Source organism: Corynebacterium riegelii, from assembly GCF_016728505.1.
Classification (GTDB): Bacteria; Actinomycetota; Actinomycetes; order Mycobacteriales; family Mycobacteriaceae; genus Corynebacterium; species Corynebacterium riegelii.
Genome location: NZ_CP068159.1, coordinates 941,072 through 958,858 on the forward strand (window position 1 = coordinate 941,072; position 17,787 = coordinate 958,858).

Annotated in this window: 18 protein-coding genes and 3 pseudogenes; 12 read left to right on the forward strand and 9 right to left on the reverse strand. The window is 57.2% G+C overall.

Annotation, left to right across the window (positions count from 1 at the left end):
* Positions 1-6 precede the first annotated feature (6 nt).
* On the reverse strand, positions 7-1,020 hold the full coding sequence (locus I6I71_RS04285; protein WP_201822532.1) for a 1,4-dihydroxy-2-naphthoate polyprenyltransferase: 1,014 nt from the start codon (positions 1,018-1,020) through the stop codon (positions 7-9).
* 473 nt (positions 1,021-1,493) lie between these two features.
* Positions 1,494-1,841, reverse strand: coding sequence for an ArsR/SmtB family transcription factor (locus I6I71_RS04290; protein WP_201822534.1), 348 nt, complete (start codon positions 1,839-1,841; stop codon positions 1,494-1,496).
* Positions 1,842-1,923: 82 nt separating this feature from the next.
* On the opposite strand from I6I71_RS04290, the pseudogene arsB reads away from it, so the two are divergent.
* Both arsB and I6I71_RS04300 read left to right on the forward strand, forming a co-directional pair.
* Positions 1,924-3,004: pseudogene (arsB, locus tag I6I71_RS04295) on the forward strand (ACR3 family arsenite efflux transporter).
* A gap of 60 nt (positions 3,005-3,064) precedes the next feature.
* Positions 3,065-3,427 (forward strand): arsenate-mycothiol transferase ArsC, encoded by a 363-nt coding sequence (locus I6I71_RS04300; protein WP_201823337.1) that lies wholly within the window; start codon positions 3,065-3,067, stop codon positions 3,425-3,427.
* Positions 3,428-3,479: 52 nt separating this feature from the next.
* On the opposite strand, the gene I6I71_RS04305 is transcribed toward I6I71_RS04300, so the two are convergent.
* Positions 3,480-4,694, reverse strand: a complete 1,215-nt coding sequence (locus tag I6I71_RS04305; RefSeq protein ID WP_201822536.1) for an ATP-binding protein — start codon at positions 4,692-4,694, stop codon at positions 3,480-3,482.
* Positions 4,695-5,081: 387 nt separating this feature from the next.
* Between I6I71_RS04305 and I6I71_RS12030 the strand changes: the two are divergent.
* The 6 genes and pseudogenes from I6I71_RS12030 to I6I71_RS04335 form a co-directional block, all read left to right on the forward strand.
* Positions 5,082-5,309 (forward strand): annotated as a pseudogene (locus tag I6I71_RS12030) (glutaredoxin family protein); the annotation flags it as partial.
* A gap of 384 nt (positions 5,310-5,693) precedes the next feature.
* The gene (locus tag I6I71_RS04315) at positions 5,694-6,839 is read left to right on the forward strand and encodes an ImmA/IrrE family metallo-endopeptidase (protein WP_201822547.1); all 1,146 of its coding nucleotides are present in this window, start codon (positions 5,694-5,696) and stop codon (positions 6,837-6,839) included.
* On the forward strand, positions 6,840-6,977 hold the full coding sequence (locus tag I6I71_RS04320) for a hypothetical protein (protein ID WP_201822548.1): 138 nt from the start codon (positions 6,840-6,842) through the stop codon (positions 6,975-6,977).
* Positions 6,978-7,034: 57 nt separating this feature from the next.
* A complete protein-coding gene (locus tag I6I71_RS04325; protein WP_201822550.1) occupies positions 7,035-7,244 on the forward strand; it encodes a hypothetical protein in 210 nt (69 codons plus the stop codon).
* 172 nt (positions 7,245-7,416) lie between these two features.
* Complete coding sequence (locus tag I6I71_RS04330; protein ID WP_052205466.1) at positions 7,417-7,596, forward strand: hypothetical protein; 180 nt, start codon at positions 7,417-7,419, stop codon at positions 7,594-7,596.
* Positions 7,597-7,678: 82 nt separating this feature from the next.
* The gene (locus I6I71_RS04335; RefSeq protein WP_201822552.1) at positions 7,679-7,837 is read left to right on the forward strand and encodes a hypothetical protein; all 159 of its coding nucleotides are present in this window, start codon (positions 7,679-7,681) and stop codon (positions 7,835-7,837) included.
* 7 nt (positions 7,838-7,844) lie between these two features.
* On the opposite strand, the gene I6I71_RS04340 is transcribed toward I6I71_RS04335, so the two are convergent.
* Positions 7,845-8,522, reverse strand: coding sequence for a TetR/AcrR family transcriptional regulator (locus I6I71_RS04340; protein ID WP_201822554.1), 678 nt, complete (start codon positions 8,520-8,522; stop codon positions 7,845-7,847).
* Positions 8,523-8,613: 91 nt separating this feature from the next.
* Between I6I71_RS04340 and I6I71_RS04345 the strand changes: the two genes are divergently transcribed.
* Positions 8,614-9,843 carry an MFS transporter gene (locus I6I71_RS04345; RefSeq protein ID WP_201822556.1) on the forward strand — a complete coding sequence of 410 codons (1,230 nt, stop codon included), beginning with the start codon at positions 8,614-8,616 and terminating at the stop codon, positions 9,841-9,843.
* On the opposite strand, the gene I6I71_RS04350 is transcribed toward I6I71_RS04345, so the two are convergent.
* Positions 9,844-9,984: a hypothetical protein gene (locus tag I6I71_RS04350; RefSeq protein WP_201822558.1), complete on the reverse strand. Its 141-nt coding sequence runs from the start codon at positions 9,982-9,984 to the stop codon at positions 9,844-9,846.
* A gap of 115 nt (positions 9,985-10,099) precedes the next feature.
* A complete protein-coding gene (locus I6I71_RS04355; RefSeq protein WP_201822560.1) occupies positions 10,100-10,876 on the reverse strand; it encodes an ATP-binding protein in 777 nt (258 codons plus the stop codon).
* Positions 10,877-11,077: 201 nt separating this feature from the next.
* Here I6I71_RS04355 and I6I71_RS04360 point away from each other — a divergent pair, with 201 nt between their 5' ends.
* Together I6I71_RS04360 and I6I71_RS12035 are read left to right on the forward strand one after the other, a co-directional pair.
* Positions 11,078-11,401: a transposase gene (locus I6I71_RS04360; RefSeq protein ID WP_052204545.1), complete on the forward strand. Its 324-nt coding sequence runs from the start codon at positions 11,078-11,080 to the stop codon at positions 11,399-11,401.
* 2 nt (positions 11,402-11,403) lie between these two features.
* On the forward strand, positions 11,404-11,883 hold the full coding sequence (locus I6I71_RS12035; protein ID WP_236587393.1) for an IS3 family transposase: 480 nt from the start codon (positions 11,404-11,406) through the stop codon (positions 11,881-11,883).
* Here the strand turns inward: I6I71_RS12035 and I6I71_RS04370 are convergent.
* Together I6I71_RS04370 and I6I71_RS04375 are read right to left on the reverse strand one after the other, a co-directional pair.
* A complete protein-coding gene (locus I6I71_RS04370) occupies positions 11,880-12,173 on the reverse strand; it encodes an addiction module antidote protein (protein WP_004009166.1) in 294 nt (97 codons plus the stop codon). The two genes, I6I71_RS12035 and I6I71_RS04370, sit on opposite strands and share 4 nt — an antisense overlap.
* Positions 12,170-12,478, reverse strand: a complete 309-nt coding sequence (locus I6I71_RS04375; protein ID WP_070482101.1) for a type II toxin-antitoxin system RelE/ParE family toxin — start codon at positions 12,476-12,478, stop codon at positions 12,170-12,172. The genes I6I71_RS04370 and I6I71_RS04375 overlap by 4 nt, the downstream gene beginning before the upstream one ends.
* A 53-nt stretch (positions 12,479-12,531) precedes the next feature.
* Here I6I71_RS04375 and I6I71_RS12165 point away from each other — a divergent pair, with 53 nt between their 5' ends.
* Entirely contained in the window at positions 12,532-12,654 is a 123-nt protein-coding gene (locus tag I6I71_RS12165; RefSeq protein ID WP_269090349.1) for a hypothetical protein, read from the forward strand.
* 122 nt (positions 12,655-12,776) lie between these two features.
* Here the strand turns inward: I6I71_RS12165 and I6I71_RS04380 are convergent.
* A pseudogene (locus tag I6I71_RS04380) lies at positions 12,777-17,726 on the reverse strand (DEAD/DEAH box helicase).
* Positions 17,727-17,787: the final 61 nt, after the last annotated feature.

Consider the following 17,787-nt stretch of genomic DNA (forward strand, 5'->3'; position numbering starts at 1 on the left):
ACGCCATTAGAATGGCATGCCAGCCGTAGGCAGGTGCATGGACCACCCGAAGTCGGCGCCGCCTTCGGTGTAGGGGACTGGCTGGCCCCAGAAATAAGCACCGAAGAACGCCAAGCCGAGGGCTGTTGTGATTGACCAGATCAGCATCGCTTTGCCGTTCATCCCCAGCACGGGGATCAGGTCCTTGCCAGTTGCGCCGCGGCGCACAATTACTATCGACGCCACCGCAAACGGCAAACCCGCAAACCCAACAAACACCAGCGGGGTACTGAATCCAAGCAGGATGGTGACTACGAATGGGACGAGGGTGAGGACGGTAAACAGGGTTCGAGACGCAGAATCACCAATGCGCACCGCGAGAGTTTTCTTGCCGGCGGCGGCGTCCGTGCGGATGTCACGAATATTATTGGCCAGATTCACCGCGGCCGAGATCGACCCGATCGCTATGGCACACAGGAAGCCTTCGCTGGAGAGGAATCCGGTCTGCACAAACTCCGTGCCCATTACGGCGACGAGGCCGAAGAAGATGAACACGGCCAGCTCGCCAAAGCCGGCGTAGCCGTAGGGACGCGAGCCGCCCGTATAGAACCACGCCGCGGCGATACAGATAATGCCGACCAACAGCAGCCACCACGATGAAGTTGCCGCCAGGATGAACCCGAACACCCCAGCTACACCGAACGCCACAAATGCCGCGAGCTTGACGGTTTCCGGCGGCACCGTTCCTGACGCCGTCAGGCGCGCTGGGCCCGTGCGGTCTTCATCAGTACCGCGGATGCCATCGGAGTAGTCATTGGCAAAGTTCACGCCAACGATCAACGCCCAGGCCACAAGGAGCGCGAGTAGCGCCTTGCCCACGTGCGGGCCCTCAGTACCCCAGTACGCCGCGGCACCCGTACCGGCGACGACCGGCGCGAACGCGTTCGGCCAGGTGTGGGGGCGCGACGCTTGCCACCACGCTTTCCAGTCAATTGCGTCTGTGAAGGGGTTCTTGCTTGCGCCCGAATGCACGTTGGTCATGGCAACTATCATGCCCTTTCGCGGCGAATGGGGCTAGCGGCGTGGGCTAGCGGCGTCTTGTCTGCTAGCACTTGTCTGCTCGCACTTGTCTGCTAGCAGGCAGCGTGGTTCGTGGGGTTCTACTAGCACACAACACGAAAGCGGTGCTGTGTCTACACATTTCACCTGGGGTTTTGCAAGCCTGTTTTCGTTATCTGCTAGCAGGCAGCGTGGTTCATGATGGTCTGCTAGCAATTTCCAAGAACGCCATGGATTCCGTGTCCAAAAAGACACCGGACTCCATGTCCAAAAACCCTATGGACATAACAGGACTAGCGGCGTCGACCTTGCCTTCCTCACCAGTGGGGATACCGTCATTTCCCTGATCGCACACGGATCGAGGGTGAAGTTGGCACCTTCCAAGAACTGCCCGGCGGCAACGACACCCAGATTGCGGCGACGTATTCAGCAGAGGACGTGGGGCCCCGTTAGCCTCAGTCCATCTGCAGCACGGTGCGAAGTTCCTCGAACAGCTCCGGGCGCAGCCGGTGTATGACCGTCCTGCCCTGGCGGCTCTTTTCTAGGAGGCCGGCCTTGGTAAGCATGTTGAGGTGGTGGGAAACTGTCGGTTGGCTTAGCCCCGAGAGTTGCGTGAGTTCGCCCACGCTCATCGGCTCGCAGCCCTCTTCGGCGATTCTGGAGAGAAGTTGTAGCCGGCCGGGGTCCGCTAAAACTTTGAATAGGTCCGCGTAACGCGTCGCGTCGGCTTCGGAGAGCAGACCGGAGCCCAGCGAGCAGCAGTCGCGGTCAGTGTTTTCTGTAGGGGCGACGTAATCTTCCATGCTTCCTACCTGGTCATATTGACGGTGATAAATATGAGGCTTAGTGTTCGTTTTGAATGCCGTCAATTGATAAGGATTCCAGATGGAAGACACAACCTCTCAGCCAGTAGAGCGTATGTCATTTCTTGACCGCTTCCTACCGGTGTGGATCATGCTCGCCATGGCAGCGGGCCTCGCCCTTGGCCGGGCAGTGCCGGGGCTTTCGGGCGCACTTGAGAGTCTCGAAGTCGGAAGCATCTCGCTTCCGATCGCGCTCGGCCTGTTGGTCATGATGTACCCGCCCTTGGCCAAGGTGCGCTACGACAAGACCCGCGAGATTGCCACCGACAAACGGTTAATGACCGTCTCAATCATCTTGAACTGGATTGTCGGCCCCGCGTTTATGTTTGCGCTCGCCTGGATTTTCCTGCCGGATGAGCCGGAGCTGCGCACTGGCCTAATCATCGTCGGCCTCGCCCGCTGCATCGCTATGGTGCTGGTGTGGTCGGACCTGTCTTGCGCCGACCGTGAAGCCACCGCAGTGCTCGTAGCCATCAACTCGGTGTTCCAAGTGGTCATGTTCGGGGTGCTCGGCTGGTTCTACCTGCAAATCTTGCCGAGCTGGCTGGGTTTGGAGACCACCTCGGTGGAGTTCTCCTTCTGGGCAATCGTGTCTTCCGTGCTGGTCTTTTTGGGCATCCCGCTGTTGGCCGGGTTGCTGTCTCGCATCATCGGCGAGCGCACCAAGGGTCGCGACTGGTACGAAAACACCTTCCTGCCCCGGATCTCCCCGCTCGCGTTGATCGGTCTGTTGTACACAATCGTCCTGCTCTTTTCGTTGCAGGGCGACCAGATTCTCTCCCAACCGTGGACGGTGGCACGGGTGGCGATTCCGTTGCTGTGCTACTTCGTTGGCATGTTCGCTATTGCACTTGTGGTGTCCAAGGCATTCGGGATGGGCTACGCCCAGTCCGCCTCCGTGTCCTTTACTGCGGCGGGCAACAACTTCGAGTTGGCCATCGCAGTGGCCATCGGCACCTTCGGCGCCACGTCCGCCCAGGCGTTGGCGGGCACCATCGGGCCGCTTATTGAGATCCCTATCCTCGTCGGCCTCGTCTACCTCATGCGCGGGGTCGGGCCGAAAACTGTTCCCGGGCGATCCCACCTTGCCCAAGTTGTCCTAAGGAGACGTTGTGAAGCCTTCAGTCCTGTTTGTGTGCGTTGGCAACGGCGGAAAGTCCCAGATGGCGGCGGCGCTCGCCGAGAAGCATGCGGGTAGCCAGCTCGGCATCCACTCCGCCGGGACCAAACCTGGCACGTCGCTGAATCAGGAATCGGTCGAGGCGATCGCAGAGGCTGGCGCTGACATGTCGCACGGTGCGCCCAAACCTATCGATCCGGAATTGCTGCGCAGCGTTGATCGCGTCGTGGTACTCGGCGAAGACGCGCAGGTGAACATGCCCGATGATGCCCGCGGCACGCTGGAGCGCTGGCGTACCGACGAACCCTCGCTCCGCGGCATCGAAGGCATGCAGCGCATGCGTCTTGTGTGTGACGACATTGACAATCGCGTGCGCTCGCTTATCGACGAGATGTTGGGGCAGTAACTACCAAGCGGGGGGCGACGGGTAGGAGTTTCAGTAGCTTTGTTACGAAGCGCTAGTCTAGCGCCGCGCCCGCCAGCACCTCGATGGCGTCGCGCCACGAGACGTTGCCGGTGTCGGGGGCGAAGCGGTCCGTCGTTACGAGGACGCAGCGGGACCCGGTGGGCAGGGTATCGAACGGCGCGAGCTCGCGCGCGAGCGTTGCAGGCTCAGCCACCGTGAGCGCCACCTGGACGAAGAGCGTGCGCTGACCGTCATTGGCGATGAAATCAATCTCCCCACCGGGTACCTTGCCGGTGGAAACCTGGTAGCCACGGCGGCGAAGCTCCAGATAGACCATGTTCTCCAGGTCGTGGCCGAAGTTGAACGCGCGGGAGCCGAGCAGCGCGGTGCGCAACCCCGGGTCGACGAAGTAGAACTTGCCGTTGGTGCTCAGCCACCGCTTGCCCTTCGTGTCGTAATCCCGACACTGATAAATAAGGTGCGCGTCCGACATCAGGCCGAGGTAGCGGTCCACGGTTTCACTCGACGCCTTGAGTCCCTCGTGCTTGAGGTGGCCCACGATGCGATTCGTGGACACCGGGTTGCCGGCGTTGTCGAAGAGGAAGCGGGCCACGCGCAGGAAAGCGTCGGTGTCCCTGATCTGGCCGCGCAGGCAAATATCGCGGGTGAAGATGGAATCGAAGAGTGAGGAGTTCGCCTGACGAATCACCACCGGGTCCGCGAGCTGCACCGTAGCGGGGAAGCCACCGATGGTGACCCACTCCTGAAACGCGCGATCAAGGCCCGGTCGCTCGTCCGCCGAGTAGCGGAACTCCATGAACTCCGCCAGGGAAAGCGGCAGCATCGGGATCTCGATGTAGCGCCCCGCCAAATAGGTCAGCGACTCGCCAACGAACAGGGAGGCGTTGGAGCCGGTCACGCAGATCTCCAGCTGCTCATTGAGCCGCAGTGAGTTGATCACGCGCGCCCAATCCTCCAGTTCCTGCACCTCATCGACATGGAGGTAGCGCAGGCCGGCTGCGATGCGTTCCTTGACGGCATCGTGGAAAGCGTTCGGTTCCCGCAGCGCTGCGTTGGCTTGGTCCTCGAAGTTGATCACCATGATGGCGTCTTCCGGGGTGCCGTGCTCGCGCAGGTGGCGACGGTACAACTCTAGGAGGGTCGATTTTCCGCAGCGGCGCACGCCGGTGATGATGCGCACGAAGTCGTTATCGGTGACTGCCAGCAGGTTATCCAGGTACTGCTGCCGTGGGTGCAGGACTCTCATAGATTTCGAATATACCTGAAATTTACGCCGGAATTGAGCATAGTTTCAGGTATACCCGAAATCCGGGCCAAGCAGGCCACCAGTGCATTGTGGGCCTTTGCTTTACGACGCCCCTTCGACCTGCGCCCGCAACCCATCGATAAACACGTCCACGAGCCACCCCTGCTACGCGTGAACACCTTCAGCTCCGGTCCGGACGGGGTGCCGGTGGCGGTGGCGGGGCCGGAGCCATGGTGCGCAACCGTGACGCGGTCGGCGCGATCGCGATCGGTGAGGGCGGTGCCACGGTCTACACCGCTTCCGGTAACGGTGCACCGTACGTGCAGATGCTGGGTGTTTAGTAAGCGGAACGGAACCCAGGACGCTTCACGATGAAGATGAGTTGCGATGAAGACGGTCGAGCTGATGGTGCGCTCCACGTGCGGTTCGTGCGAGCGGGTGGAGGCGCAGATTGCTCCGGTGGTGGAGAAGTGTGACACGGAGCTAGTGCTTGTCGACGTCGACCTGGACCCCGACAACGCCGCCCAATACGGCGATCGCGTGCCGGTTGTCGTCATTGATGGGGAGGAGTTTGCCTGCTGGGAAGTAGACAACGCAGACCTTGAAGCCGAGCTCCTCTTTCCAACGCTGGGGGTTCTTTCGTTTTTATGTTGTTATGTTCGTTCCCGGTCCGTCGATGACGGGCGTAGCAGTGCATTCCGGGGTGGGGCCGAGCTTCGCATCGACCCCTTCCCGTCGACCAACTCAGGTCAGCGCGGTGACGGTGCGGGCGATGCCGGAGTACGAAGGGATCCGCCAGATTGCAATAAGAAATCCAGCCCACACTCTGAGCTTGGCTCGGAGGCGGGCTGAACGATTGACATGGACCCTAGCATGAGCGAGGCTAGTTCCGCAGGCATGAAAACTCGTTTGTATCAATTTGATAGCTGTAGCTCCCCGGAGATGTTTGTTGGGCTCCTCCGCTAGGGTAAAAACTACGTAACTAGCGGGAGGTGAGTGATGACTGTTCGAGTCGACATTGCAGCATCGACGTTGCGTTGGGCCATACAGCGGACCGGCGTCACGGTTGAAGAACTTGCCCAAAAAAGCGATTTTCGGTTGGTCCAGCAATGGCTGGAAGGGGAGGTATCCCCGACGCTGCGTCAGGCTCAGCACTTGGCATCGCTTGCATGTATCCCGTTTGGATACCTGCTTCTCGACGACCCCACGGATGACCAACCGGATTTTCCAGATTTCCGCACCGTAGACAGTAAGAAAGTAACCGAGTTCAGCCCGGAGTTGAAGGAAACGATTTACGCCTGTGAGCGGCGTTTGGGTTGGTACGCCGAATTTGCTCGTGCAGAAGGCATTGAGCCCCCACGTTTCGGTGGCGAATGGACATTACGTGATAACCCGGACGATGCCGTGCGTGCATTACTTCCTCAGCTCGCCGATGCTGGATGGAAGCCAGGCAGGGCGGCTACTGGTCGAGAGAATGTGCTGGAATTAGCGGAGGCAATTGAGCACTGCGGTGTCTTGGTGATGCGAAACTCCGTACTTGGAAATAACAACCACCGCAAACTCGACATCGACGAGTTTCGTGCTTTCACACTGCTCGATGGTGCTTACCCCTTGATCTTCATCAACGGCAGTGATTACAAAGTTGGGCAGTACTTTAGCCTTGCTCACGAGCTAGGCCACGTGCTACTCGCTGCAGAAGGGCTCACTGGAGCCATGAACGATCATCACGATGTAGAGCGATGGTGTAACAGGTTTGCAGCTGCCCTGCTTCTGCCGCAGCATGCGTTGTTGCAGGAATGGGACAGAAATCCCGATCTGAAACACATCACTGAATGGGCATACGATGCGTACCGGGTAAGCGCGGATACGACACTGTGGTCCCTTGTGGGGCAGCGCCGCCTTGGCAAACCACAAGTGCAGGAATTCCTTCGGCAACGTCCCTCGAACCCTACGCCTCCGATTGTTAGTGGAGGCGGTGACTTCTTCGTCACGTTGAAGTCTCGGCTGGGTGGCCGGTTCTTGGACACCGTAACCGGCGCATATGCAGATGGCGCAATTTCTCAAGAGGAAGCTTCGCGCCAACTGGGCATTGCAAAGACTGCGACGCTGAAGAATGCGGTTACTCGTATGCAGGAGGTCGCATAGGTGTACCTCATCGATACGAATATCGTGATCAGTGCGTTCAATCACCGTCCGCGAGACATTTTTGAATCGTACGACGAGTCCGAAGACATGGTTGTTGAAGACCTTGAGTTCGGCGACCGCAAGTTCAAGATCGACTAGGGCGATTACTTTAACTTCAAGATTCCGCTGGTATCTTCCGTCCAGTCTGCTCTGGACGTGAAGCCGGGGGCAGTCAGCGAGGCAGTGGAAGGCATCTCCGAGCAGGTCGATACCTACATCGGCAAGCTCATGAAGGACGGAGTGAAGAACTCCAACAAGGTGGGCACCCTCCCGCTCGACATTGAGAAGAAGGACGCGTACAAGACGCTGGTGGCGCTGCGTAAGAAACTCAACGCCACTTCGGTTCCGAAGATGGCCGTTTCGTGATGGTTGGCCCGGAGATGGAATCGGCGTTGCTGTACGACGAGCGCCTGGGCAAGGCAGTGAACAACAGCAATCTCTTGAACGGTGAGATTGGTCGCCTGCTCGGGTTCCGCATCATTTCCGCGCCGACGGTGCCGACGGTGGCGGGCCGTGAGGTGTCATTGCGGGCCACCCGATGGCTACCGCGTTCGGCTACCAGATCACGGAGGTGGCGGAATCGTCCATGCTGCCGTTCCGTTTCACCCGTGCGATTACGGGCCTCCAGGTGTACGGCGGTTCCGTGTTCCGCCCGGAGGTGCTGGCGACGGCTGAACAGGATGTGGTGGAGCCGACCACGGCGGGTGCTACCGAGTAGACGCTAGCCCGTAGCAGGCAGCGAAGGGGGTCAGGGTGTGTGCCTTGGCTCCCTTTACCCATACCTGGATGAAGGGCACACCATGAATAATCCGTATCAGGAAGAACTATTTAACCGTCTCTGTGACCATGAGAACGCGAGGGGTGAACGTGAACTGACCCGGCTTATCAACTGGGCTACATCCGCTGTGTTGAAGTACACAGCTGTGCGGGCGCTCACTAAGACGATGATTGAGAAGTGAGTCAGAGTTAAGGCAGCAGGGTGTGTTCGATGCCGTCTAGGATCACATCGATGACGAGGTCGTAGTATTCCTCGGACATCGCTTCTTCTTCATCAGGGTGTGAGAGAGGCTCCAGGTAAGAGTTGACAATACTGGTCAGTCCAACAGATTGAGCCATCATAGGCTCAAGCCTGACAAGCATTTCGTGCAGGTTGTGGCGAGGCTGGATTTGATTGGATGCGCGCAGGTTTCTCGCTCCGATCGTGTGGATGATCGAGTTCGCGATAATTGTGTAGGCCACAGGCGAATTGTCACCAAACCCAGCTTCTTGTAGTTTGGCCCAGGCTCCATCGATCATCGGCAAAAACTGTTCGGTGAACTTGCCCCGCGCGAACCTGTCGGTAATCCCCGGATATGCTAACAATGCGGGGCGTAGATTGTGAGCCATAGCTCGAAACCAGGCTTTCCATTCAAGGTCCGGGTCGGGAACTTCAATCCCGACACATACCCGGTCTACAACAGCATCACAAATGGCTTCCTTGTTTGGAAAATAATGATAAATCACTGAGGGAACCACGCCCAGTTCACGGGCAATGTCCCGTACTGACCATCCCTCAACGCCACTGATCGCGCTTAACTGTACAGCTTGTTTGACAATCAGCTCGCGTGATAGCCCAGCCCTTCGCCCCGTTAGCACAGTGTCCATAAGGTGACCCTAACTTATTCCTTGACCCTTACTAGAACACCATTCTACAATATCCCTAAGTGAAACAGTGTTCTAGTAATGGAGTGTAGTGATGCCCGACCCTCGTAGTAATAAGCCGACACAGAGCTCTATTGATCCAGCAGCGCAAGCGAACCTGGTAGTGGGAATCGTTTTTCTCGCCTTTATGGGGCAAATGATTCTCAATCCGATCATCGCGCCACTGTCACGACAGATGGGATTGCGGGAATGGCATATTGGCGCCACTATCTCTTTGGCAGCGATTGTACTAGCGAGCTTGAGTGCTTATTGGGGGCGAGCTTCCCAACGTGTCGGCGCTAAACGTGTACTCGCTGCTGGGCTTGTGATCGCGATCATCGCTTTGAGCGCCTTCGGTATTGTCTCCTACCTGGGGATGAACCAGGTAGTTGGCGGTGTCGGACTAGTTTTTGGTGTTGTGATCACTCGTGGTTTGCTCTATGGTGGAGGGATTTCAGCGATCGCCCCGACCGCGCAAGCCCACCTGGTCACGCATGCTGCCAGCGAGAACGGGCGGGTAAAAGCACTGGGCATGATTGGAGCGGCTCAAGGGATGGCCTCCATTGTTGGAGGTGTTACTGGAGGTGTGTTAGCCGCTGCTGGTGGCCTGCTCTTGCCCTTGGTGGTCATGCCCGTTGTGATGGTGATTGGTCTGGTTGTTCTCTTGGTGAGTTTCGCACCTCAAAGCCGAGGGCAACTTTTTGCAAAGCCTCAACGGATTCGCTTCACTGATCCGCGTGTAGCTCCCTGGCTAGCAACTGGTCTGGTGATGTTTCTTGTGTTTTCTTCTGTTGCTACGATTTTTGGATTCACTGTCCAAGACCGCTTCGCCCTGTCGGCAACTGCGACCGCAGGTATTTCCGCGATTTACCTGACCATCATGGGCGTGACCATGATCATTGCCCAAGCGGTGATTGCTCCAAAGACAGGGTGGGGAGCAGCGAAGCTTTTACGTACTGGTCTGGCCATTACACTAGTTGCAACTGTGCTCATTTGGCCTACCTCCTCGCACGCTTTACTGGTTGTCGGGTGTATCGTGCTGGGGGTAGGTATGGGACTGGCGATGCCCGGGTACAACACTGGCCCAACCTTGAAGATGAGTGCAGATGAGCAAGGCGCAGTGGCTGGCATCATCAACGCTAATAATGGGTTGGCGTACGCGATTGCCCCGCTGGCTTCGACCGCCCTTTACGGGTGGAACCCGCTGGCACCCTTCGCCGTCTGTATCGCCTTGATTGCAGTGGTCGTCATCTACGCCCAGACCGTACCCGCACTACGCCAATAACTATGAGCGTGCCTGAAGTAGCCGTTCCATCATGTTATCCGCAGGAGTCGGCCCCGAGTAGTCCACCAGCGAGTTGTCTTTGACGACATCGAAAATCTCGTACCAGAGCGTATTCGCCTGCTTGCTAAACGACTGAGACATGGCCACGAATGGGGACGCGATAGCTGTTAGGACCACGGATTTAGTAACACTGTGGTGAGTATCCAGTAACGCCCGAGTGAGTATCGGGTAACACCCGGGCGTTGACTATGAGCCGCTACTGCGTATTGGCTTCGAGGCGCATGTTTGGTCCTTCGAGTGTGATGATCTCAGCGCCAACGACAAGCCGATTCAGTATCGACTCGGCGATGACAGCATCCGGGATGGACTTGTACCACTCATCGGGTGTGAACTGGGAGGTGACAATGGTTGATCCCCGGTGTTCACGCTCAGCAAGAATGTTGAGCAGCTGGTGTGCTGTGGCAGCATCAATCGGCGTTGTTAAGAAGTCATCAAGTACGAGTACGTCTGCCAGGTGTAAGTCTTGAAGAAACTCCATGCGTGCTGTGTCATCATGGCGTAGCACCATCAGCTGGTTGGCCAGGGTGTCTGTGCGGAAGAAACGAGCAGAGTAGTCGTTTCTGCACGCAGCGGTAAGGAGTGCTTGGGCCAGGTATGTTTTGCCGACGGATGATTTGCCGAGGATGACAATGCTTTGCGCTTTTTGGCACCATTGGCAGTGAGCGAGTCTGGTGATTTGCTCTTTGTTGAGGTTGCGGCCGGGTGTGTAGGTGATGTCTTCGATACACGCATCGAGATTTGGCGATCGGGATGCTTTGAGTAATTTGTTGACTCGTCGTTCACGCTTGGCCGCGACTTCTTTATCCAGCGCGTAGAGCACTTTGTCAGAAAAGCTCCACGAGTCGAAGATGGGATCTGCTGCAATATCAATCACGGTTCGGCCAAAAGCCGTCATACGTAGATCGGTAAAGACAGGCAGGATCGATTCATCAGGAAAGCGCGCTGATGCTGATGCTGGTTGTGGCTGTGTCATGACTGTAGGGGTCCTTTCTTCGTGAGGTTTTCCATGCTGAACTGGGCAGACCCACCCAGATATGCGCCGCGGGTATCGCGTGCGTGTTCCACCGGTGGTGTTTCAGGCGGTGTTATGGCTGGCAGATCATGGCCTGTCGGGCGGGTTGATTAAACCGGCCTGGGTTGGTGAGAGGGCATGATGTAACACAGGAGGAACATCATGGCTATCAGCCCTTACGATCAGGAGACCCGCCAGCGGGCGGTGCGCCTGTATTTCGAGGAGCTCGCTGACGGCGCTTCATCCAAGGCAGCCGCACTACGCGCTGTCGAAGCTGTCATCGGCATCAAAACATCGACTATCCGCAACTGGGTACGCGCAGAAGAGAAGAAGGTAGACGCCGCCGTCGAGCAATCCGATGCCGAGAAAGACGCGGAACTTATCACCCTGCGCAAGGAAAATGCCCGGCTCAAAGAAGCCAACGAGATCCTGAAACTGGCCTCAGCTTTTTTCGCCCAGGCGGAGCTCGACCGCAAACTAAAGTGATTGTGGACTTCCTCCGCACTCACCGGCACCTGTATTCCATCGAGCGGATGTGCCGCGTGCTCAACGAGCATGAATACGCTATTTCACCAGCAACGTTCTACCGCTTCCAGGCCCGTGGTTTCGGGCCCACCCCTGCCGAGCTGGACGAGGCTTACACCGCGCACCGGCTCTTTGAGCTGTGGCGGGCCAATCGGCGGGTCTACGGGCGACGAAAACTATGGAAAGCCGCCCACCGGGCAGGCTGGAACATTGGCCGTGACCAGGTGCAACGCCTCATGAATATCCTTGGAATCGCGGGTGTACTCCGACGCAAGACCACACGCACCACCGTTGCTGATCCCTCCGCCGAGCGTTTCCCGGATCGTATTCAACGGGCCTGGTCGCAGGCTCAGCGCCCCACCACTGATCGGCGGATAGAGGCCGGACGGACTGAGCAGAGACACGTTTGGTTTATTGGTGATGTGATTCCAGTAGGTATCTAGGCATTTTGTGTAGCGAGAGTTATTTTGAGCCCTAGGGCTTTCATGATTTTCGTGATAGCCGCAAAGGACGGGTTACCGTCTTTTGATAGTGACTTGTAGAGGGATTCACGGTTGAGTTGAGTCTCTTTAGCGAGCTGGCTCATGCCGTGTGCTCTTGCAATGTCACGCAAAACCACCTGTACGGTTTTCGTATCGCCGTCTTCGAGTGCGATAGCCAGGTAATCGTTCATTGCTTCTTGGCTATCGAGGTATTTGCTTGCGTCGAACGCTGAAAATGTTACTTCCTTCACGACTGTTCCTCCCTTACCTGTTGTGCGAGCTTTTGAGCGGTTCGAATATCTTTATCCTGGCTGGATTTATCTCCTCCGGCCAGCAGGAAAACCGTTATTGCGCCTAGTCGGGTGTAGTACACCCGATAGCCGGGCCCGAAATGAAATCTCATCTCGCTAACCTTCTCGCCAACGGGTTTGATGTCTCCAATCATTCTTCCGTGTGCTTCGCATCGTGCTATTGCATACAAAATGCGCCGCTGAGCATGTTTGTCTTTTAGTTCACCTAACCAGGCGTCAAACAAGCTGCTGGAAATGATCTCCACACGCCCAAGTGTAGCCTAAAAGCTACATAGCTCAAGTGAGGGATACGCCTCTCATGGCTGACTCTGCTTTCGGTTTGAAGATTGGTGATGACGCCAGGAAAGCGTCTAAAGACGCATGCAGACTTGAGGGTGCGGTTGATGAGTTGAGGTCGAGGTGGATGACACGTCCGCTATGACCCGGATCTTCGGTGAGGTGTTCAAAGCCAACCTGGCGGTTGAGGGACCACCACACCGCTTTTCGATTTTCGCGATGAAGCCACGCTCTCTCGAGCCTCAACTGTCAATGAACCAAACGGCGTTATTCTCGCAGCCCCTCCAAGATCCGCACCGTTTCCACCGCAACCCGCGTCACCTTGCTAATCAGGTCCACGATGTAGCGCGGGTTGCCAACCTCATCGGCCCAATCGTTCGGGTCGTTGACAATCCCGGATGCCTTGTCCTTCTTCACCTGGTAGCGGTCAATCAACCACGCCAGCGCGGAACGCGAACCCAGCATGTACTCATCAGCCTCAGCCGGGATCCCGCTTATGGTGACGCGCTTGTTGTAGATCAACTTGGTCACGTCGTTGACGTTCTTGTCGGTCTCTGGGTCCTTCTTACGTGCCCACTTCATCTTCAACACACGCCAGGTATCTGGGTCGGACTCGTCGCCCTTGACCGCGATGTCCAGCGGGTACGGCTCCACATCCTCGTACCCAACGTGCAGATCCATGAGTTCCTTGCCGGCACGCGCAAACTTGTCGAACTCTTCACGCGAACCCGGCGTTTCAATGTGCGGCAGCATCTTCTTCAAATCCGCCGCGTACGCCTCCCGATAGTTCGGGTCGTGCAGCTTGCCGTAGACAAAGTGGAAGATATCGTCACCAGTGACATCGGCACCCAGCGCGTCGCGGTAGAGCGCCTTGATCTCGTCAGTGATGTTGTCCTTGCGCACATACCCCGCAACGACCTCACCGACCTGCCCATAAATGGAGGGCTCGCCCTCGCTTATCGACGCTCCCTCGCCAAACAGCCCACCATCTTCAGCATCCACGGACTCCCAGGTGAAACGGGGGAAGAACTGGGCAGTGTAAGTAAAGAACGAAAGATCCGGGAGTACATCGGTAGCCAACAGTGCAAAAGGAACCGCTTCGCGTGGCGCCATCACATCAAACCCGATGTTGTGGTGCTGCTGCGTCGGGAACATCGACGGCAACTGGTACTGTCTATCGATCAATTCTTTCGCGAAGTAATTACGTTGTTTGAAAAACGGGCGGTACAACGAGGTGTAGACACGGTCGGTATTGACCGTAATCTCTGTTCCGCGGGCTAACTCCTGTTTCAGGTTGACGTTCCATGAACCTTGCGTGCTGTCGACTAACGCAGGATGCTGGGCAAACAGTGCATCGACACCCCGCTTACTTTCCTCGAACCCACCACTTCGCAACAGGTCTTGCGCTTGGCGGTAGTTCGCAACGTGCGTTCCGATGTTTTCTACGAGTTGGGCGGTTGAAGAAGAATACGACCACGCATCACGGCCAGTTTTTAAGCCTGCGGAATAGACGTCAAAAAATGTCGTCACATTTTGATTCTTCTCGCCGATGACCGGCCAGGTTGCGAACTCATCACTGCGCTGGTTCAACCAGTCACCGTGCTGGTTCGGAGTGATTGAACGCCACTCAATCTGATCAACTGAGGCATTCTCTGCAAACGCCAGCTTCTCTTCACGCTTCTGATAATCAGCAGTCTGCGCATAATGCAGGTGGAAGCCGGTCCTCGAAGGATCCTTCACACCGATCAGTACGGCAACGCCAACCCGAATATCGAAGACATTGCCACCCTCGCGCTTGGCTTGTTCGCCAGCCATCCGAGAATTACCGCGCAGGTTCAACACGTACAGGTCCGTGAAATCCTCAGCCATCGACAAACGCACACCGTCGCTGGTGTTGCCATCAAGCCAACCAGAGTTTGCAATAAACGCCACGACACCCTGATCCCCAATTCGGTCGGTTGCCCACCGGAACGCACGCAGGTATGAGTCGTACAGGGAGTTCTTATTCGTCGCCGTTGACTTCGCCGCGTACGTCTCCGCGATACGTGCGTCCAGTGTTGGATACTTCAGATTCGCGTTGTTATCGTTCGCGCTCGTCTGCCCCACCGAGTACGGCGGGTTGCCCACGATGACATTGATCGGGGCTTCCTTTTGCCGAACGATGCGCTCGTTGTTGTTCCTGAATACCGTGAGGTCGAGGATGTCGCCATCCTCGTGGATCTGGAACGTATCGGCAAGCGCGATGCCTTCGAAGGAAACATAACGGGGGGGGGGTGCGCTTTCGCAGCGTTTGGCGGCTTCAGCCTGCAACGCGTTAAACGTCGTTTCAATGTTGGCGGCCGCCACGTAATACGCCAGCAACATGATCTCGGTGGCGTGCAACTCGTTGGCGTACTTGCGGGCCAAATCCTTCGGATCGATCAACCCGGACTGCAACAGGCGAACCATGAACGTGCCGGTGCCCGTAAACGGATCCAGGATGTGCACGCTCTCGTCCGTAAGTCCGCGGCCGAAGTGCTTCTTCGACACGTCATCGGCAGCGCGCAGGATAAAGTCCACGATCTCGACTGGGGTGTAGACAATGCCCAGCTTGTCGGCGTCACGCTTGAACGCTTTTTGGAAGAAGCGCTCGTAGAGCTCCTTGATCACCTGCTGCTTCCCGGACGCGCTGGTGACCTCAGAAGCGCGCACACGCACCGAGGCATAGAACTTCTCCAACGAGTCAGTCTCAGCATCGAGGTTGCTGTCGTCGAGGGCATCAACCATGCGCTGCATGACTTGGGAGACCGGATTGTGGGCGGCGAAATCGTGCTCGCTGAACAGGGCGTCAAAAACCGGCGCGGTAATCAGGTGCTGGGAGAGCATGCTGATCGCCTCAGCGTCAGAGATTGAGTCGTTGAGGTTGTTGCGCAGGCCCTCAACAAAGCGCTCGAACTCCTGTTGAAGTGTCGGGCTGGCGTTTTCAAGAAGTTTGTTGATTCGGGTGATCTGGCTTTCTGCGATCACCGCGACATCGTCGGCCCAGTCTTCCCAGTAGGTTCGGGTGCCTACCTTGTCCACCAGCTTGGTGTAGATCGCCTCCTGCCACTGCTCAAGCGAGAACAACGCGATCTGCTGGGCGGTGAGCTCGTTCGAGTCAAAGCCGGCAACCTGATCCTGCTTATCCAGTTCGGCCTTGGCGTCCTTATCTTTACGCGGGTCCGTCACCGGGTCCACAACAATCGGCAGTTCATCCTGCAGGTTGTCGTTCAACGAGATCGAGTTGACCTTGGCGTTGAAACGGTCATCATGCGCGCGAAGCGCGTTGAGGATCTGCCAGACCACCTTGAAACGCGTGTTGTCATTCAATGCCTCAGAAGGGGATTTCCCCGGTGGCACTGCCACGGGAAGGATGATGTAGCCATAGTCTTTACCCTCAGACTTACGCATCACTCGGCCCACGGACTGCACCACATCCACCATGGAGTTACGCGGGTTGAAGAAGATTACGGCGTCCAGACCCGGCACGTCAACGCCCTCAGATAGACAGCGGGCGTTGGTGAGGATGCGGGTTTCTTCCTCATCCATCGAGGCTTCCAGCCAGGAGATCTTGTTGCCGCGCTCCATGGCGTTCATACCGCCATCCACATGTTGGACGGCAACGGAAAGATCCACGTTGTGCAAGGAAACGTCATTCGTCGCAGCGTGTTCGCGCAGTGTTTCCTGGTGGCTGGCAATGAGCCCCGGGTAGGTGTTTGCAATCAGCTTGGAGGTCTTAATGTCCTTCGCAAACGCAACGGTGCGCCGCATCGGAGCAGCACCCTCATCAAAGCCACCCTTGGCGCCCTGCAGTTTTCCGGAGCGTTTCGCCAACGCGTTCCACGCACCGATCATCGCTGACGCCGTGGTCAGGTTCATACCCTCTTGGGTGTTGCGGGCCATGGCTTCTGCGGCAACGTCCTCGTCCACGGTCATGACTAGGACCCGGTAGTCAGTGAGCAGGCCCTTGTCTACGGCCTCGCCGAAGCCCAGGCGGTGGAACTCCGGACCATAAATCGCCTCATCATCCATGGACGCAATCTCGGCGGAGTGTTCTTCGGCTTTGGTCTTTACGGTGTCGTCGAAAAGCCGTGGCGTTGCGGTCATGTACAAACGGCGCGCAGCCTTGATGTAGTCGGCATCGTGGATACGCACAAAGTTCGACTCATCCGCACCCGCAAGCGTTACACCAGTTGTCCGGTGAGCCTCATCGCAGATGACCAAATCAAAGTCATCCAGGCCTGCAGCCTGCGCATCATGCACCGCGGGCAGTGATTGGTAAGTGGAAAACACCACGTTCAGCCCCTTGGCGCGCCTGCCGGATGCAAAGCGATCCGCAATGTCCTTGCCGTTGGTAGATACCGGCACCTCAAGGTCATAGGAAGCAATATCTTCTGCTTGGCGGCTGGCTTTGTTATCCGAGCACACCGCGAAGCTCTTCAGATCCAAGCGGGCTTGCGCGGTCCACTCCCGCAGCGTCTGTGCAAGCAGCGCAATGGAAGGCACGAGGAGCAGCACGCGTGCGCGGCCGCCGTTGTCCTCTGCCACGCGTTCTGCAAGCCGCAATGCCGTGAACGTTTTGCCCGTGCCGCAGGCCATGATTAGTTTGCCCCGGTCATGCGTGCGGAAACCATCCATGACCTTGTCAATTGCTTCCTGCTGGTGTGGACGCGGCTCAAACGTCTCACGGCGCGACAGGTTGAAGTGAATCTCCGAGCCAGGGAACACCACATCCCAGTTCACAGGGGACTCCGCGATCTGGCTGTAACCAATACGGCTTGTGGGAATCTGCTGGTTTTCTAGCGCTGCCTCGGCGTGCTTCGACCACTTATCGGTTGTGGAAATGATGTAGCGGTGCGCGAAGTGCTCTACTGCAGACTCGGTTTCAAACGAGCGACCCGACGCCTCAAAAAACGAGTCGATGTTCTGCTTCTGAATACTGGTCGTGGGTTTGTAAAATTTCGCCTGGATGGCGACCCACTTACCGTCATCACGCCGGCGCGCCACCAGGTCAATACCGGTGTCCGTCTGGCCACCGTTGTAGCGCCACTTATCTCACCGACACACCTCATCAAACTCCGCAGACAGCACCGGATCCGTTTGGAAAAAGTTGACCATCAACTTCTCAAACGCAATGCCGTACTTGCCCTGGGGCTGGTTATCGCGGAGCTGATCGAGGACTTCACCGAATGAGGACATGCGCTACATTCTGCCCTGAACGCGCGGGGCTTTTGGCGTAAGGGGAAAGAAAAACTCCGGA

Bases quoted from the DNA above. Each gene is read 5' to 3' on its own strand.
- I6I71_RS04315 (WP_201822547.1), top strand. From the start codon at position 5,694: ATGACTGTTCGAGTCGACATTGCAGCATCGACGTTGCGTTGGGCCATA.
- I6I71_RS04355 (WP_201822560.1), bottom strand. From the start codon at position 10,876: ATGACACAGCCACAACCAGCATCAGCATCAGCGCGCTTTCCTGATGAA.
- I6I71_RS04340 (WP_201822554.1), bottom strand. From the start codon at position 8,522: ATGGACACTGTGCTAACGGGGCGAAGGGCTGGGCTATCACGCGAGCTG.
- I6I71_RS04290 (WP_201822534.1), bottom strand. From the start codon at position 1,841: ATGGAAGATTACGTCGCCCCTACAGAAAACACTGACCGCGACTGCTGC.
- I6I71_RS04330 (WP_052205466.1), top strand. From the start codon at position 7,417: ATGGCTACCGCGTTCGGCTACCAGATCACGGAGGTGGCGGAATCGTCC.
- I6I71_RS04350 (WP_201822558.1), bottom strand. From the start codon at position 9,984: ATGTCTCAGTCGTTTAGCAAGCAGGCGAATACGCTCTGGTACGAGATT.
- I6I71_RS04285 (WP_201822532.1), bottom strand. From the start codon at position 1,020: ATGACCAACGTGCATTCGGGCGCAAGCAAGAACCCCTTCACAGACGCA.
- I6I71_RS04335 (WP_201822552.1), top strand. From the start codon at position 7,679: ATGAATAATCCGTATCAGGAAGAACTATTTAACCGTCTCTGTGACCAT.
- I6I71_RS04300 (WP_201823337.1), top strand. From the start codon at position 3,065: ATGGCGGCGGCGCTCGCCGAGAAGCATGCGGGTAGCCAGCTCGGCATC.
- I6I71_RS12165 (WP_269090349.1), top strand. From the start codon at position 12,532: ATGGCTGACTCTGCTTTCGGTTTGAAGATTGGTGATGACGCCAGGAAA.
- I6I71_RS04345 (WP_201822556.1), top strand. From the start codon at position 8,614: ATGCCCGACCCTCGTAGTAATAAGCCGACACAGAGCTCTATTGATCCA.
- I6I71_RS04305 (WP_201822536.1), bottom strand. From the start codon at position 4,694: ATGAGAGTCCTGCACCCACGGCAGCAGTACCTGGATAACCTGCTGGCA.
- I6I71_RS04360 (WP_052204545.1), top strand. From the start codon at position 11,078: ATGGCTATCAGCCCTTACGATCAGGAGACCCGCCAGCGGGCGGTGCGC.